This window comes from Escherichia sp. SCLE84 (genome assembly GCF_012584495.1).
In the GTDB taxonomy this organism is placed as follows: domain Bacteria; phylum Pseudomonadota; class Gammaproteobacteria; order Enterobacterales; family Enterobacteriaceae; genus ECMA0423.
In genome coordinates this window covers 1,228,773-1,246,219 of the sequence record NZ_CP051430.1, presented here as the reverse complement: position 1 = coordinate 1,246,219, position 17,447 = coordinate 1,228,773, and the positions used below count along the sequence as shown (strand labels likewise).

The following is a 17,447-nucleotide window of genomic DNA, read 5'->3' as shown; positions in this document are numbered from 1 at the left end:
ATGCAGTATAAAGATGAAAACGGCGTGAATGAACCGTCACGCCGACGTTTACTGAAAGGGATTGGTGCGCTGGCGCTGGCGGGAAGTTGTCCGGTCGCTCATGCACAAAAAACGCAAAGTGCACCGGGCACGCTTTCACCGGATGCTCGCAATGAGAAACAGCCGTTTTATGGTGAGCATCAGGCAGGGATCCTGACGCCACAACAGGCCGCAATGATGCTGGTGGCGTTTGATGTGCTTGCCAGCGATAAAGCCGATCTTGAGCGGTTGTTTCGCTTGTTGACTCAGCGTTTTGCTTTTCTGACTCAGGGCGGAGCAGCACCAGAAACGCCAAATCCGCGCCTGCCACCACTCGATTCCGGCATTCTTGGCGGCTACATTGCGCCCGATAATCTCACCATCACGTTATCGGTGGGTCACTCATTGTTTGATGAGCGCTTTGGCCTTGCGCCACAGATGCCAAAAAAGCTGCAGAAGATGACGCGTTTCCCCAACGACTCGCTGGATGCGGCGTTATGTCATGGTGATGTGTTGCTACAGATTTGCGCCAACACCCAGGACACGGTTATCCATGCGCTGCGCGATATCATCAAACACACGCCGGATTTGCTCAGTGTGCGCTGGAAGCGGGAAGGGTTTATTTCCGATCACGCGGCGCGTAGTAAAGGCAAAGAGACGCCGATTAATTTGCTGGGTTTCAAAGACGGCACTGCCAATCCCGATAGCCAGAATGATAAGTTGATGCAAAAAGTGGTGTGGGTAACGGCAGATCAGCAGGAGCCTGCGTGGACAATCGGTGGCAGCTATCAGGCAGTACGCTTGATTCAGTTTCGAGTGGAATTTTGGGACAGAACGCCGCTGAAAGAACAGCAGACGATTTTTGGCCGTGATAAGCAAACCGGTGCGCCGCTGGGAATGCAGCATGAGCATGATGTGCCTGATTACGCCAGCGACCCGGAAGGGAAGGTGATTGCGCTGGACAGCCATATCCGGCTGGCGAATCCCCGCACGGCGGAGAGTGAGTCCAGCCTGATGCTGCGTCGTGGCTACAGTTATTCACTGGGCGTCACCAACTCCGGGCAACTGGATATGGGGCTACTGTTTGTCTGTTACCAACACGATCTGGAAAAAGGCTTCCTGACAGTACAAAAAAGGCTCAATGGCGAAGCGCTGGAGGAATACGTTAAACCTATCGGCGGCGGTTATTTTTTTGCGCTGCCGGGAGTGAAGGACGCGAACGATTATCTCGGAAGCGCGTTATTGCGGGTTTAATGTTTTTAGACGGATAAGGCGTTCTTGCGCAGATGCCTGATGCGATGCTTGCGCGTCTTCTTATGCCTACAATCGGTGCGGGTTCGGTAGGCGGATAAGGCGTTCACGCCGCATACGGCGATCGTGCACTGATGCCTGATGCAAATCCTGCTGAAAGCACACAGCTTTTTTCATATCTGTCATCACTCTGTCATCTTTCCAGTAGAAACTAATGTCACTGAAATGGTGTTTTATAGTTAAATATAAGTAAATATATTGTTGCAATAAATGCGAGATCTGTTGTACTTATTAAGTAGCAGCGGAAGTTCCCGGCAGTGATAGTCAGTCACTATGGAGATCGCGGATGGTAACGTCCTGTACTGGACATGTTTTAGATAATCAACGCGCCACCACTCGCGGAGTTTTCTCCTCCGGTAGTCATCTCGTCACTTTGCATTTTCAACCTCATCCTTTCTTTTCATGTGTTACCGACGCCGTAAACGGTGCGCGTAGCCGTTTTTCGGCATTTTATCCAAAAGCAAACTATGGCTTACAAGGAAGCCAACCCTCTGATGTTCGTGCGCATAATCGCGCTGCCAACGGCGCGTGTGATGAATACAAACAACTCAAGGTGCTCTCCATGGGAAGACAAAAAGCAGTGATCAAAGCTCGTCGCGAGGCAAAACGTGTGCTGAGACGGGATTCGCGCAGCCATAAGCAGCGTGAAGAAGAATCGGTCACCTCGCTTGTGCAGATGGGCGGCGTAGAAGCCATTGGTATGGCCCGCGACAGTCGCGATACTTCGCCCATCCTCGCGCGAAATGAAGCGCAATTGCACTATCTGAAGGCTATTGAGAGTAAGCAGCTGATATTCGCCACGGGCGAAGCCGGGTGCGGAAAAACCTGGATCAGCGCAGCAAAAGCGGCAGAAGCCCTGATACATAAGGATGTCGACAGGATTATCGTCACCCGTCCAGTTCTGCAAGCCGATGAAGATCTTGGCTTCTTACCTGGAGATATCGCAGAAAAGTTTGCTCCCTATTTTCGCCCGGTCTACGACGTGCTGGTCCGGCGCTTAGGGGCTTCCTTTATGCAGTACTGCCTGCGACCGGAAATAGGGAAGGTGGAAATTGCGCCGTTCGCCTATATGCGTGGACGTACCTTTGAAAATGCAGTCGTCATTCTTGACGAGGCGCAGAATGTGACTGCCGCGCAAATGAAAATGTTTTTAACCCGCCTCGGGGAGAACGTGACGGTTATCGTCAACGGTGATATCACGCAATGCGATTTGCCTCGCGGCGTGTGCTCCGGATTAAGTGACGCGCTGGAACGTTTCGAAGAAGATGAAATGGTTGGGATCGTCCGGTTCGGTAAAGAGGACTGCGTACGTTCGGCACTTTGCCAACGTACGCTGCATGCATACAGTTAAGTGTATTATCGGTGCAGAGCCCGGGCGAACCGGGCTTTGTTTTGGGTGTTTATGCCCGGACTAGCGCTTTTTCTGAAACAACCATTTTTATTTGCCCCTGGCTGGTGAAGTGTACGCTCATCCTGTGGCTTTTTTGTAGTTGCTGATAGAGCTCATCAGGTATTGCTAAGCTCTCTGCATATTCTTGCGGCGTATATTGGTAGGCTGCATGATGCTGCTGTTTTTGAAAACGCAGCTTATTGTACAGCGCCCAGACAATTAACACGACGGCATTCGCCACTGCCAGCAAAAAATAGAACTGAAGTCGGCTTCTGGCCTCGCTTTGCCAGTAATAACCCGTCAGCAGATCCATGGCGAATAAGAATATGAACAACGCAAATAATGTCCACAAGATGGTTGTGGCAACATAATCAACCAGTAAACGTACTGGTGATTGTCGGGTCGTAATAATTAAATTGTTCATATTAACCTCTCAGAATCCCGCGATCGGGACTTACCCAACGGGCGCGTTGCTTTTTAGGCATCAACATGACTCGTGTAAATGATACCAATGTCGTTGCCAGGCTCAGCATCCAGAAAATAACCGGGAACCAAATAATCCAGAAAAGCGATGAAGTCAGATTATGCTCATAGCGATTCTCGATCATCAGGCTGACAATAAATTGCAGTAAACATAACGTACACAATAATATTCCGGCAGTATGTGTCGCAGCGATATGTGTCAATTCAATATTTAACGGTACACCGGCAAGTTGGACTGCGTAAATAATGAAACCGACCAGGCAGGTGAAGGCCCATATTGTCGTCAGGCAGTATTCAAAAAACAGCGGCCACATTCGAAAGTTTTCTTTGCGCCACAACCTTGTCATATTTTTGAGGAATACTTCTGCACCGCCCTGAGCCCAGCGCAGGCGCTGTTTCCACAGCCCTTTTAACGTTTCAGGCATTAATATCCAGCACAGCGCCCGTGGCTCGTAAAAAATCGTCCACTGATTCAACTGCAGCTTCCAGCTAATATCAATATCTTCGGTGATCATATCGTCACTCCAGTAACCCACTTCTGCCAGGGCGCTGCGACGAAATGCGGCAATAACACCGGAAACGGTAAATACGTTTCCATAGATACGCTGGGTTCGCTTGATCAAACCAATAATTGAGGAATACTCGCCAACCTGAATTTTACCCACCAGGGTAGAACGTGTTCGAATACGAGGATTACCGGTTACGGCACCCACACGCGGGTTGTACAACATCGGTTCCACAATATATGCCGCCGCATCGCGGTCTAATAACGCATCGCCATCAATGCACACCAGATATTCACTTTTCGCCGCGGCAGCTCCGGTTTTAAGCGCAATGGCTTTCCCCTGGTTTTGCGCCAGATGAATGACCCGCAAATGGGGAATTTGTGCAGCCATGCGATCCAGGATGGCACGGGTTTTATCTGTTGAACCGTCATTTACGGCAATAACTTCAATGTTCTCATAACGCTGTGCTAAAGCGGCGTGTATGGTTTCCTCAACGTTTTTCTCCTCATTAAAACAGGGAATGATAATGGAGATAGACGGATTATCTTTCAACTGGGGAGCTGGTGCGTTTTCTCCCCACGGCCAGTGGCGTTCACGATAGACCCAGAAATAGACGCCGCCAACAATCCACATAATGGACATAAAAAACGGCCAGAAGAAAACGAACCTCATCATCAGTTCACCAGAGTGAAAGTACGCTACGCATAGGGGTATGCATAACACCAGACATAATATAAAAAACGATACGATGCGATTAATCATTTTTCGGATACCAGGCTGTTGAAAACTCAGGACGAATAAGGTCTATTTCAGGTTGGTTATGCAGAAAATTGTCGGGATAATAACCATAGTTTTTCACTCCATTCAGTTGTAATAGGCTCATCCAGTGAGCGAGTTGTTGCGAAGAAATAGCCTGATGCTGACCATTTTTCTGCCAGTTTTGTGCCTGTAATTCTAAAATAGATTTGTCTTTAGCCTGAGGGATGTTTTTAATTTGATTGGTCAATTGTATTAACCATTGGTCAGCCGATTTTTCTGCGACACCTTCCAGATAAGGCATAGCCATAATAGCGGTCCAGTCATAGCTTTTTAGGAAATCAGCATAATTCTGTGCAAACCAGGCTTCACTTTCAGGTTGTATTACCGGAAGTGCAAAAATATTTCGTGCAGTTTTAATATGTGGACCGCGAATGGCTTTTACGCGCGCACTAAGTTCTAAAGTGAAGTCAGTTAACGCACGACTTTTAAAGCGGGCCCACTGTTTAAATTGCTCCGGGTTTTGTCGAATTTCGCTCAGACTCCCGCTAAAGCCTGCTTGCTGATAAGCCGTGATAGCCGGTGCACTGGCATCTTCATAATCTGAAAGCAAAGCATCATCGTGGAACAATATGCCATCAAAAGCAGCATGTCCGGCAAGATCTTCATATAACATGCCAACTTGTGCTCTGACTCTGTCATCGAAAGGAGAGAGACGGTGATATTGTTCAGGATGAATTTGTGCTTTTTTCTCCCCTGTTGGTAAGTATTTTACTCGCGTTAATGTGGGATCTAAATCCCAGCTTAATACCGGCATCCACGCATAGATGTTTACACCTGAGCGGGTACGTAATTGCCAGGCAACCCGACTAAAAATATCTGCTTTCATTGGTAGCAAACGATTTGGAAACCAGACCTCTTTGACCAGCCCATCACCATCGGGATCAGCAAATGCCTGCAAATACACGGTTGATATTTGCATATCTTTCACCCGCTGAATTAGCACATCAATATTGCGATCCATTTGCTGGAGGTTTTCGTCATAAACGTAATCAAGATCGATATGCATTATCCGTTGTGGTGATTTTTCCTGTACGGTAATAATTTGCTGGGCAAACTCTTTTAATGAGGGATTATTGGCGATTAATACCCGCGGAATGGAATCCAATTGCGACGCATTTGCCAAACCTGATTCAAGGGTGAAGAACATGTCATAACCGAGTTTTTTTAATTCCTCTATCGCTATGCCATTCGCTTCGCCATAAGGCCAAACAAAAACGTGTGGATTTACCTCAACCTTTGTACGCAGGTATTCCGTCATTTTTACAGCATCCAGACGAATTCTTTCCCGGTATTCTGCTGCGGTTTCATACCGTGCGTGGTCAGTAAAATATGCACGATTTACATATACAGGCAATAAGCTGCCGGTGGCATTAGCCTGAATACCGTAGTGAGAATTCCATGTATGAGAAGCGAGCTCAACGAGCCGGGAACGCGCAACTTCTCGCACTTGTTGCCACGTGGCAAAATATTCTCGATCGACCAACTCATCGCCAAATTTTACTTGTTTATCCGCTGGCGTATCGACCCAACTGCCGACGGGGGCCCATACAGCAGGCCACTGGAAGGCCTGAAGAATTGGGAAGACGCGGGTATAAAAACTCTGGTAGCCGTCATCAAAAGTCAGCACTACAGCTTTTTCCGGTAGCGGTTTTCCTCCTCGATGTGCTTCACGAATTTGAGCAATACTGACCGGTTGATAACCGTTCTCGCGCAGCCAGGCAAATTGTTCACGCAGTGCTGATGTCCGCACTGACATAAAACGCTGGTCGGCAGCTTCGTCTTCAACGTTATGCCATGAAATCGCTACAAAACCATTATGCGGCCACGGTTGCTCGGCGAGTAAAGATTCGCGATCCTGTGGCGGTATAAATGATGTTCTTGACTGGCTAATGCACGCGGTGAGCATAATTATACTCACCAGCATCAGGAGATATTTATTTCCATTACGTAACATATTTATCCTTAAAATCTGAATGTCATATCGAATTCAACGTATAAGTTGTGTTCTCTGTCACCGTCATAAGGTCGTTTTTCCCAGCGTAGCGTTGCGCCAGCATCAATCACGTCATTCCAGCTAATGCGTTGCCCGTAGCCGAGTTGGGTGACGACATCCGTGCCATAATGTTTTTGCCAGGAGGCACCAACACCTGCGCTGAATATTTGCTCCCAGCTATTTTCATAGCTTCGCCATAACAAATGGCTTGCCTCAAATGCCGGAACAATATCGAACGTTTTTATAGGGTTGTAGTATGGGGTATCGTGTTCTGTATTTTGTTCGTAATACAGACTGGGTAGGAAATCGACAATCAAATATGGTGAAGACCAGATGCGTTCCTGACCCTCAAGTGAGACTTCATGACGCTGGTTACTGTCGGAAAAATCAGTGAAAGCCCAGGAGACACCGTACTTACGCCGCTCATTTTGATACCAGCGAACATAAGCCTGAGCACTGTTGCCTGTAACACCATTTTTCATTGCCCGTAATGGAACGCGGTGAGAGAGGCGTTCCAGTTGCGAACCAATACGCCAGTTATCATTAAAATCATACCAGCCAGACAGGCGCGCGCCGGGTTTATGCTCATGATTGAAAACGCGTTCAGCGTACTCTGCCTCGAGCCAGATATTACGTGACCGCCACTCAACACCCGCAAGCCAGTCGCGAACAATCCCTTTTCCTTCGCTAAATTGTCCATCGGCATAACCGAATCCAGCAAAACCGCGCCAGTTATCCTTCAGCGGTGGTGAATAAACGATGGTGGTTAAGTCGACATCATGTTTACCACTATCCGGGCCTTCGGCATCAATTCCTGTTGAGCCAGCGATACGAAGCTCTGCAAGATTATGTACATCAACCGCACGTTTTAATCGTACAACGCCGGGATCTTGCGGTTCACGTTCGACAACATCGTGCGTTAAGACAGCTGCCTGCTGCCATTCTTGTAACGTTAATGCTGTCCAGGCTTGTTCAACCTCCAGATTAATATTACGTGGCTCGATCACTTCTGCTTTTTTTAATTCATTTTCTGCTGCACGAGGCCAACCGCGGGCTTGTAACACACTCGCGTAATCAATGCGCAGTCCCTGATTTCCTGGTGCGTTATAAGCAAGCTCTCTGGCTGTCATTTCAGCCTGAGGAAGATCATTACTATATTTTGCTACGGTTGAGAGAAACGAATGCCCCTGTAACCAGGTATCATTCGGGATGCTCGTAGGCGTGCCCATTAACCGAAGGAAAGGCGGCGAAGTATTAATGGTATGTTGGGTGACAGTTAGCGCGCCCGGATAATTTTCACTCTCCAGGTGGCTGTAAAAGAGATCCGCAAGTTCTTCATCGGATAAATCCGGGGCAATGGTCTCCTTGTGATAAAAGAGCTCGGTCATTATTGACTGTGCTTTTTTCGGCTGATGATCTTTGAGATAAGCCGATGCAACCCAATATTGCCCCCAGGGCGGAATAATTTGCCCCGTCTTTTTTAATCGCTGATAGTGAGAAATAACGTCTTTATAACGATCGCGAGTTAATAACGCGCCAAGATGATCAACCTGAATACGCTGGTACTGGGCAGTACGGTCTGGGTTATCGTGCCACAGAATTTCTAATGCAGCGTATTGGGCGAGGGCGCGATCGGCAATGGCATAACGTTCACTTTCACTGCGCGTAGGCATAAACGACAGTCTGACCAGTTCGGCATGAATATCAGCGCGAATATCTGGCGTTAAATTGGCATCGTCAATCGCGGCAGCAAGTTGATTATTACGTAATGCCTGCACGTATTCTGTGGGATATTGTTGCGTAGATGCATTTTCAGGTAATGACTCTGTCATCGCCCGTAATTCATCCTGATGACGCCCCGCCAGTTTATAGATATAGGCTTCTGCGAGTAAATTGGCTTTGTCCGGTGCTCCAGAGTTAAGCTGCTTAAGTTTAACCAGCGCAGTATCATAGTGACCAGCATCTGCCAGGGTTAAAATTTGTCCCCGTTGATAATCCTTATTTTGCGGCTCCAGAGAGAGCGCCTTTTGCCACAGTGTAAGCGAGTTTTGCCATTGTTGCAGGTTACGATAAGCGACGGCGACAGCTGCATAACCACGCGCTGGTAATTGCTGATGACGGTAGCGGTTGTAAACGGTAATAACCTGTTTATCTTGCCCGGCCCATAAGGCAATCTGTAACCAGTCAGCAATTTGGTTATTGCTGAGTGCTGATTTTAGTGCAAACCATGACAAAGCTGGCTGAGTATTACCCTTGCGAGCTTCAATAATCAATGCATCATAGGCGTTATTAACAGCACTCTTCGCCGCGGGACTCGCTGCTAAAAATGCGGCAGTAAGAAGTTTCAAAGCCCATTTGGTTTTCGGGCACCTTTTTCTGCTACTTGAATACATCCTGTATTACTCCATGTATTGCCAAAATCTCTCTCTGTATCTAATTACAGGTAACTGAAAAGAAAGATATTTTTGCACCTCATAATCCGTTATTAAACGCGGAAGAGAGACGTGAATTGTTGATGATGAGAAGAAGAAATGATGAGCAGAGTGTCCATATAAAATCCTTTTCTCGCCCGAAAATCCATTCCAATGATGAGGATCTTCAGGAATACGGCATAAATCCCAATGCCTTTTTCAAAATAAATTAGGATTAAAATAATTAAATCAGTAAATTCCGATGCATGATTTCGGATTTTTCGAAAGTCCTGATGAAAGGCTGCGCTACGGCACTCACGGATTTAATTGTTATTCCTAATGTATCTATGAATTAATGTTTTATAAGGATTTTCTATAACCATTTATAAGTATTTTCAAGCCTGGCTTGTTGCAAACAATGTATAAAGCACTTAGGCAATAATAATTACATCCAGCAACTATCATCATCGGTATTGTTTGTGGGCGGAATTTCATATTGACAACAGTACAGTTCTTATATCTATTAATAATAGAAAGGGATCTACAACCTACAGATTGGTGTAGCTTTATGGAAAAAGACTATTTGAGAATTAGTAGTACTGTATTAGTGAGCTTATTGTTTGGGCTTGCTTTGGTTTTGGTGAATAGTTGGTTTAATCAGCCAGGCGTTGAGGAAGTTGTTCCACGATCAACCTATCTGATGGTAATGATTGCTTTATTTTTTATCGATACTGTTGCATTTATTTTTATGCAGTTGTATTTCATTTATGACCGTAGGCAATTTTCAAACTGTATACTTAGTTTGGCTTTTCTGAGTTGTTTGATTTACTTTGTTAAAACCGTCATTATCATTCAGCAAATTATTGAGGGGCGTTTGACAAGCAGTGTTGTCCAAAATGACATTGCAATCTATTATTTGTTTCGTCAGATGAGTTTGTGCATATTAATATTTCTGGCATTGGTGAATAAAGTTAGTGAAAACACAAAACAGCGCAATTTATTTTCCAAAAAAATGACTTTGTGCATAAGTTTGTTTTTTGTTTTTGGGGGGCCGATAGTTGCTCACATACTTTCTAGTCATTATGAGAGCTACAATTTACACATTGCCGAGTTAACCAATGAAAATGGTCAGGTGGTTTGGAAAGCCTCATATGTTACCATAATGATTTTCATGTGGTTAACCTTGCTTTCGGTTAATCTATACTTTAATGGTTTACGCTATGATATCTGGAATGGAGTGACGGTGATTGCTTTTTGTGCCGTACTGTACAATATCTCTCTGTTATTTATGAGTAGGTATAGCGTGTCCACTTGGTATATTAGTCGCACTATTGAAGTAGTCAGTAAGTTAACCGTTATGGTAATATTTATGTGCCATATATTCAGTGCGCTACGAGTAACAAAGAACATTGCACATCGCGATCCCTTAACCAATATATTTAACAGAAATTATTTTTTTAATGAACTGACAGTTCAATCAGCATCAGCCAAAAAAACGCCTTATTGCGTCATGATTATGGATATCGACCACTTCAAAAAAGTCAACGACACCTGGGGGCATCCGGTTGGCGATCAGGTGATAAAAACAGTGGTGAATATCATTGGGAAAAGCATACGACCAGATGACCTTTTAGCGCGCGTCGGCGGCGAAGAGTTTGGCGTCTTGCTGACGGACATCGATACTGAACGTGCGAAAGCTTTAGCGGAAAGGATTCGGGAAAATGTTGAGCGTTTAACTGGCGATAATCCTGAATACGCTATACCACAAAAAGTGACGATTAGTATTGGCGCTGTTGTGACTCAGGAAAATGCGTTAAACCCGAATGAGATCTATCGACTGGCTGATAACGCACTTTACGAGGCGAAAGAGACCGGGCGTAATAAGGTGGTTGTGAGGGATGTGGTGAATTTTTGTGAGTCACCATAAAGCGGCATTTTGATCCTACCCACGTAATATGGACACAGGCCTAAGCGAGGTTCTTGTTTTCAAATTGTTCCGGACTGAGGCCGCCACACCAACTGTGCCGCCGCCACCGATTGTAATCACATTCGATATAATTAAACACCGTTGCCCGCATTATTTCCCGGCTGATAAAGTGTTCTCCATGGATACATTCCACTTTCAGCGAATGAAAGAAGCTTTCCACGCAGGCATTATCGTAGCAGCAACCTTTTGCGCTCATACTTCCACGCAGATTATGCCGCTTCAGTTGCGCCTGATAATCTGCTGAACAGTACTGGCCTCCACGGTCCGTGTGAACGATAACGTTCCGGGGCCTCTTACGCCGCCACAGCGCCATCTGCAGGGCATCGCAGGCCAGTTGCGCCGTCATGCGTGGCGACATTGACCAGCCAATAACGGCACGTGACCACAGGTCAATGACCACTGCCAGATACAGCCAGCCTTCATCTGTACGTAAGTACGTGATGTCTCCTGCCCACTTCTGGTTCGGGCCACTGGCGTAAAAATCCTGCTCCAACAGATTTTCTGACACAGGCAGACCGTGTGCGCGGTAGCAGACCGGGCTGAACTTCCGGGAGGCCTTTGCCCTCAGTCCCTGACGGCGCAGGCTTGCCGCCACGGTTTTTACGTTAAAGGGGTAACCCTGAGCACGCAGTTCATCCGTCAGGCGTGGGGCACCGTAACGCTGTTTTGACCGGGTAAAAGCCGCGAGGACAACGCTGTCGCAGTGTTGGCGGAACTGCTGACGCGTGCTTATCCTTGTCCGCCGCTGACACCACGTATACCAGCCGCTGCGGGCCACCCGGAGCACGCGGCACATTGCTTTGATGCTGAACTCAGCCTGATGTTTTTCAATAAAGACATACTTCATTTCAGGCGCTTCGCGAAGTATGTCGCGGCCTTTTGGAGGATAGCCAGCTCTTCATCCCGTTCTGCCAGCTGGCGTTTGAGACGTGCAATCTCGGTAGACATCTCCAGTTCACGTTCAGAAGACGTCTGCTGATTTTGCTGTTTACTGCGCCAGTTGTAGCGCTGTGATTCATACAGGCTGAGTTCACGGGCTGCGGCAGTAACACCGATGCGTTCAGCAAGCTTCAGGGCTTCACTGCGAAATTCAGGCGAATGCTGTTTACGGGGTTTTTTACTGGTTGATACTGTTTTTGTCATGTGAGTCACCTCTGACTGAGAGTTTACTCACTTAGCCGCGTGTCCACTATTGCTGGGTAAGATCAGGCGGTTAAAGGCATCAACCGCGAACAACTGCAGACGATGATTACGGAATCAGGCATTGCGCTGGATATTAGCTGTGATAACACGCCGCGCCAGCAGGTTATTGGGGGAACGCAGGCTGCGTTGAATGAATTTGCCACGCTGCTGATGGCCGCTGGATACGAACCGGTTAAACTCGGTGTGAGCGGTGCCTGGCACACGCGTTTGATGGAAGACGGCGTTCAGGCAATGCGCGATTATCTTGCCGGACTGGATATCGCTTCGCCAGAGCATCAGGTTCTGATGAACGTAACAGCAAAAAGCGAGGTCGCTCCGTCAATTATCAAAGAAAATCTCTCATTACACTTAACTCATACGGTGAAATGGACTGAATCTTTCGATACATTTCTGAATATGCCAACCCCGGTAGCTTTCCTTGAAATAAGTAATAAGCCCTATTTGGGGAATATGTTAAATGATTTTGCTGGCGTGGATCAGCAACGAGTTATGCATTGTCGTAAAGCATTTAGTGATGCAAAGGTATTCAAATGATTCCTGATTATTTAACTTTTATTCGCTTTCAGGATAAACGAAATCTGATATACATTTATGCTATTGGACTTATTCTGATAGGCTTTTATTGGAAGAATGCAGGGTTTACTTTTCCATCAGAGGATATTGGTGTAGTTAGTGGGATTCTGGCCCTGGTGCTGTATAATTTTATTTTTGATCTCAAGGCGTACTGGGCTTATAAATGCGTCACGAAGAATATCGATTTTTCGTGGTTTAAGAAAAAGCAGAACCACAAAATAGAATTATTTCTTACACAACCTCTGGTGGCAGGATTTCTGTCGTTAATCATGTTGAGTGCAATGAGTTGGGGGCTATACCAGCTTCTACCCTCGTTATATGCGCTGTTCCTGATTTCGTTACTTGGGCCGTTGGTCATCTTTCTGCTGTTTCGGATGATCCGCACCAGTTATGTCAAGCAGGTCGCTATTTCAGTAGCGAAAAAAGTAAAATATAAAAGTCTGACTCGCTATGTGCTGCTTTCGGTGTGCATCTCAACGGTTGTTAACCTGCTTACTATCAGCCCGTTGCGTAACAGTGATTCTTTTGTGACAGAGGGGCAGTGGTTAACGTTTAAATCGATAATTGCATTGCTCATTCTTTGTGGCGTAGTGTTGGCGATTAATCTGTTTTTTCTGCGCTTCTCCAAGCGGTACGCTTTTCTGGGCAGGCTTTTTTTGCAGGAAATCGATCTGTTTTTCTCCAGTGAAAATGCGTTGTCGACCTTTTTTGCCAAGCCGCTTTGGCTTCGGTTATTCATATTGCTGGTTATTGAAATGATGTGGATTACGCTGGTGTCGGTATTGGCAACGCTTGTGGAATGGCGGATTTGGTTTGAAGCCTATTTTTTACTCTGCTATGTACCGTGCTTAATTTACTATTTTTTCCATTGTCGATTCCTCTGGCATAACGATTTTATGATGGCATGTGACATGTATTTCCGTTGGGGGCATTTTAATAAGTGAGGAAGTTACAGGAAGTGACCAGATAACGCATATATGTTCTCTACTATCTTGCGCATTTTGATTGTTGACTGAGTAACCAGACAGTTGATGTGCACAATTTCCCCTCGCCCTAACAGACGTGGGCGGGGGCACCCGGTGTGTGCAATATACGAAAAAAAAGCCCGTACTTTCGTACGGGCTCTTCTTTAAATATGGCGGTGAGGGGGGGATTGACTCGCTTCGCTCGCCCTGCGGGCAGCCCGCTCACTGCGTTCACGGTCTGTCCAACTGGCTGTCGCCAGTTGTCGAACCCCGGTCGGGGCTTCTCATCCCCCCGGTGTGTGCAATATACGAAAAAAAAGCCCGTACTTTCGTACGAGCTCTTCTTTAAATATGGCGGTGAGGGGGACCGCCTGAAATAAATCTGACTTAATCCGGGAGTGTTATATAACCTCATTATAAACAATGCATTACAATTTTTGCTGTCCGATGTTATCTAATGTATTCTTAGTGAAGTGAGAGACTAATGGCATACTGAATGGCATACCAGAGTAACAGGAATTAGCGTATGGCAGTATTGACGGATACTAAAGCAAGGCATATCAAACCTGATGACAAACCATTGCCCCATGGGGGAATTACAGGACTGACTCTTCATCCTTCTTCAGTAAAGGGGAGGGGTAAATGGGTTTTTCGTTATGTAAGTCCGGTGACACAAAAAAGGCGTAATGCTGGATTGGGAACTTACCCTGAGGTCAGTATTGCTGAAGCTGCACGTACTGCCCGGATAATGCGAGAGCAACTTGCTGCAGGTGATGATCCTCTGGAGATTAAAAAGGCTGAAGCTGAAAAAGTTGTTATCCCAACATTTGCCGATGCAGCCCGGCGTGTACATGCAGAATTGTCTCCTGGATGGGAAAATCCAAAGCATGTAAGGCAGTGGTTATCGACGCTTGAGAATTACGCGTTTCCTCAACTGGGAGCAAAAACGCTGGATTCGATTACGGCTGCGGACGTGGCAGAAACACTGCGTCCAGTCTGGTTAACCTTGTCAGAAACGGCAAGCCGGGTTAAACAGCGCATTCATGTTGTTATGCAGTGGGGCTGGGCGCATGGTTTTTGTGTGGCGAATCCTGTTGATGTGGTTGATCATTTGCTTCCACAGCAATCAAGAGGACGTGATGAACACCAGCCGGCAATGCCCTGGAGGCAGTTACCGCTTTTTGTGGCGACCAGTGTGTATACAGATGAACCTTATAATGTTACCCGGGCACTGTTATTAATGGTGATACTGACAGCAACCCGCTCGGGCGAAGCAAGGGGAATGCGCTGGGCTGAAATTGATTTTCATAAGCGGATATGGACGATACCCGCAGAAAGAATGAAAGCCAGGATACAGCATCGTGTTCCTTTATCCCGACAGGCCATTCACGTTCTGGAAAATATACGTGGTCTGCATGACGAACTGGTGTTTCCTTCTCCCAGAAAGCAGCAGATCCTTTCAGATATGGTGTTGACGAGTTTTCTGCGTAAAAAGAAGGCCATCAGTGATATACCCGGACGAGTGGCTACAGCACATGGTTTTCGTTCAACATTCAGGGACTGGTGTAGCGAACAGGGATATTCGCGGGATTTGGCGGAAAGGGCGCTTGCCCACACGCTGAAAAATAAGGTTGAGGCGGCATATCACCGGACTGATCTGCTGGATCAGCGTATACCGATGATGCAGGCATGGGCGGATTATGTGATGTCTCAGATTATGGAAAACCAGCGATGAAATCACATCTCACAGATTTGCAGATGCCGTCTGTAATCACGAAAAATATACTTATTGAGTTATAATGCTTGTTTGTCTGATATTTGCAATGACATAAATATAAAAATAATACGTAATATTGTAGTTTATAAATTGAATGATAAAAACAATGCCAGTCTGTAACCGATGTCTGGCATTGTTTCAGATATTCAGGTTGGTAACTGAATGATAAAAGACGGGAACTTTAATTTTTTGTAGTTATGTTCCATATTTTAGTCTGTTCTTCATTTCTGTACTTATTCAGCTTATGGTCCCAACAGACTATAAACATTCCACGCTCCATTATCGGGATGTTTGCCTCATTTGCTAATTCACAAGGTGTAATCGCGTCACCGATATAAATGATTTTTTGGCCGATTGAATAATCAATTACGATTTTTTTCTGTTCTGCAAGTATATCAAGTGCTTCATCAAGAACACATTTATTCCTGAGAGCATATGGACCATATTGTAGTATATGGCTTTTTTGATATTCGTATCCTTTTACCCGGATGATATTTTCTCTGAGCCATTTATCCAGTTTTTCTGCAGGAGATATTTCCCGAAGTGATTCCAGTTTGGATATAAGATGCTGAAAATAAAAATCAACGAGATAAATAGCACTATTGATACTTTCTCGTGTTATTACTGTACCATGTGGATTGTTCTCCAGCTCCAGAAGTGCGGCTATTCGAACAGCCTGTTCTCTTTTCCTGACGATAATGTCTTCGAAAGTGGTCATACGTGGGTTCTGCCTGACAGCACTCATATTTTCTTCGTGAAAGATTTCCAGATCGTGGGATGCTGCGTGTGATAATGTCATGCGGATGCGTTGCTCACCTTTTGCACGCCTTTCCCGGGACGCTCTCAGAGAGTCTCTGATCTGACTGCCAAAACTTTTCTCATGAAAACAGGTTGCACATTGCTGCGTTACAACAGGAGTGGCAGTATGCGGTTCTGTCGTCATTATTTTATTTGCTCCGGGTTCGCAAAATAGCACCCGGGCCAGAAAGCCATTGCCCCGGATCTGGTCGCCAGTGAGAGTAAAAAACTTATCAAATATTACCGGTTGAGTCAGTATAAGCATAGTGAGACGGGAATCCTTTACCCGGAACCCGGGTCTGGATGCCCGTTCTACGGTGACTGGTTGCCCACTCCATAATGTGTTGTACAGCGCCGATTTGCGTTCGAAACGCTTATCCAGAATGGTTCCTCCTTCATCAGACAGCAACAGAAGAGAAGGTGACTGGCTGAGTTTCAAAGCTATCCCTTCTGGTGTCGCGTCATTCACGATGAGAACCTGTTGTACGGGAGGTACGGGTTTATTTGCTATACACTTTTCAAGCGCTGCTCGTGCAGCAGCAGCATTTTCCGGGGATCTTTCCATTTCCTTTTTATATCTCCGCTCCAGGATTTTTTTATCTGTTGTCCACATTTCCATCATGCGATCATAGTTTTTTTTATCGTCGATATATGCCTGATGTAGTTCTTCTTCTGTTTCATGAACAGGGGCGATTAATTTTGCGCAGGCAGAGGTTTTTCCACTGCCTGATGCTGATGAAAGACACATATATATCTGAAGACTGGTACGCTGCCCTCCAGAAAGTTCAACTTCATGCGTATCCTGGACCGAGGCAGCCTTGACCGTCAGCATAACAGACAGCAGTATTTCACGGCTTATTCCCGTTTCTTCATGCATTTCATCAAGTAATGCCTGGCACCTGTCAGGCAGTTTAGTTATGTCAAGTTCAGGGGGGGATAATTTTGTCATGGCGTACAGTTTTCCTTATTTATCCTTAGTTACGGATCTGGTTGGTGTTGTATGTAAAGTTAACCACTCATCAATGGCAGATGCCCGCCAGCCTACAGCCGAACTCCCAAGCCGGACAGGCCGGGGAAAGGTGGCATCGTAGTATTTTGATGCCGGATTCATTTTTTCGTAGATGGTCGATCTTGATATACCAAGGAGTCGGGTAAGTTCAGCCATACGCAGGATGCGTGAGGGGGTATAAAAATGTCCGGTCTGGGTTGACAT

General features: G+C 46.1%; 12 protein-coding genes, 1 other RNA gene and 1 pseudogene. 6 read left to right on the top strand and 8 right to left on the bottom strand.

The window, feature by feature from the left end:
• Together efeB and phoH are read left to right on the top strand one after the other, a co-directional pair.
• Window positions 1-1,272 carry an iron uptake transporter deferrochelatase/peroxidase subunit gene (gene efeB, locus HGD79_RS06290; protein WP_001199458.1) on the top strand — a complete coding sequence of 424 codons (1,272 nt, stop codon included), beginning with the start codon at window positions 1-3 and terminating at the stop codon, window positions 1,270-1,272.
• A 619-nt stretch (window positions 1,273-1,891) separates the two neighbouring features.
• On the top strand, window positions 1,892-2,680 hold the full coding sequence (phoH, locus tag HGD79_RS06285) for a phosphate starvation-inducible protein PhoH (RefSeq protein WP_000533522.1): 789 nt from the start codon (window positions 1,892-1,894) through the stop codon (window positions 2,678-2,680).
• Window positions 2,681-2,729: 49 nt separating this feature from the next.
• Here the strand turns inward: phoH and pgaD are convergent, their stop codons facing one another.
• From pgaD to pgaA, 4 genes are read right to left on the bottom strand one after another with little or no spacing between them, the layout of a single operon-like run.
• Window positions 2,730-3,143: a poly-beta-1,6-N-acetyl-D-glucosamine biosynthesis protein PgaD gene (gene pgaD, locus HGD79_RS06280; protein ID WP_001061095.1), complete on the bottom strand. Its 414-nt coding sequence runs from the start codon at window positions 3,141-3,143 to the stop codon at window positions 2,730-2,732.
• A 1-nt stretch (window position 3,144) separates the two neighbouring features.
• Entirely contained in the window at window positions 3,145-4,470 is a 1,326-nt protein-coding gene (gene pgaC / locus HGD79_RS06275; RefSeq protein ID WP_000610451.1) for a poly-beta-1,6-N-acetyl-D-glucosamine synthase, read from the bottom strand.
• Window positions 4,463-6,481 (bottom strand): poly-beta-1,6-N-acetyl-D-glucosamine N-deacetylase PgaB, encoded by a 2,019-nt coding sequence (gene pgaB / locus HGD79_RS06270; RefSeq protein WP_000945561.1) that lies wholly within the window; start codon window positions 6,479-6,481, stop codon window positions 4,463-4,465. The genes pgaC and pgaB overlap by 8 nt, the downstream gene beginning before the upstream one ends.
• A gap of 8 nt (window positions 6,482-6,489) precedes the next feature.
• The gene (gene pgaA / locus HGD79_RS06265; protein ID WP_000287458.1) at window positions 6,490-8,913 is read right to left on the bottom strand and encodes a poly-beta-1,6 N-acetyl-D-glucosamine export porin PgaA; all 2,424 of its coding nucleotides are present in this window, start codon (window positions 8,911-8,913) and stop codon (window positions 6,490-6,492) included.
• A gap of 586 nt (window positions 8,914-9,499) precedes the next feature.
• Between pgaA and HGD79_RS06260 the strand changes: the two genes are divergently transcribed.
• Window positions 9,500-10,858 (top strand): GGDEF domain-containing protein, encoded by a 1,359-nt coding sequence (locus HGD79_RS06260; protein WP_000409849.1) that lies wholly within the window; start codon window positions 9,500-9,502, stop codon window positions 10,856-10,858.
• A gap of 40 nt (window positions 10,859-10,898) precedes the next feature.
• Here the strand turns inward: HGD79_RS06260 and HGD79_RS06255 are convergent.
• A protein-coding gene (locus tag HGD79_RS06255) for an IS3-like element IS3 family transposase (RefSeq protein ID WP_085948468.1) occupies window positions 10,899-12,061 on the bottom strand; the annotation gives its coding sequence in 2 pieces (ribosomal slippage) (window positions 10,899-11,800 and window positions 11,800-12,061; 1,164 coding nt in all).
• A gap of 66 nt (window positions 12,062-12,127) precedes the next feature.
• Here HGD79_RS06255 and HGD79_RS06250 point away from each other — a divergent pair.
• A pseudogene (locus tag HGD79_RS06250) lies at window positions 12,128-12,655 on the top strand (ACP S-malonyltransferase); the annotation flags it as partial.
• Entirely contained in the window at window positions 12,652-13,638 is a 987-nt protein-coding gene (ycdU, locus tag HGD79_RS06245) for a protein YcdU (protein ID WP_000611858.1), read from the top strand. The pseudogene HGD79_RS06250 and the gene ycdU, both read left to right, overlap by 4 nt.
• A 192-nt stretch (window positions 13,639-13,830) precedes the next feature.
• On the opposite strand, the gene HGD79_RS06240 is transcribed toward ycdU, so the two are convergent.
• Window positions 13,831-13,967: non-coding RNA, RtT sRNA (locus HGD79_RS06240), on the bottom strand.
• 218 nt (window positions 13,968-14,185) lie between these two features.
• Between HGD79_RS06240 and HGD79_RS06235 the strand changes: the two genes are divergently transcribed.
• On the top strand, window positions 14,186-15,394 hold the full coding sequence (locus tag HGD79_RS06235) for a tyrosine-type recombinase/integrase (RefSeq protein ID WP_000279862.1): 1,209 nt from the start codon (window positions 14,186-14,188) through the stop codon (window positions 15,392-15,394).
• Between the two features lie 223 nt (window positions 15,395-15,617).
• Here HGD79_RS06235 and HGD79_RS06230 read toward each other — a convergent pair whose 3' ends face one another.
• Together HGD79_RS06230 and HGD79_RS06225 are read right to left on the bottom strand one after the other, a co-directional pair.
• Entirely contained in the window at window positions 15,618-17,183 is a 1,566-nt protein-coding gene (locus HGD79_RS06230; RefSeq protein ID WP_000164162.1) for a DUF3987 domain-containing protein, read from the bottom strand.
• Between the two features lie 15 nt (window positions 17,184-17,198).
• The gene (locus HGD79_RS06225; RefSeq protein WP_001349431.1) at window positions 17,199-17,447 is read right to left on the bottom strand and encodes an AlpA family transcriptional regulator; all 249 of its coding nucleotides are present in this window, start codon (window positions 17,445-17,447) and stop codon (window positions 17,199-17,201) included.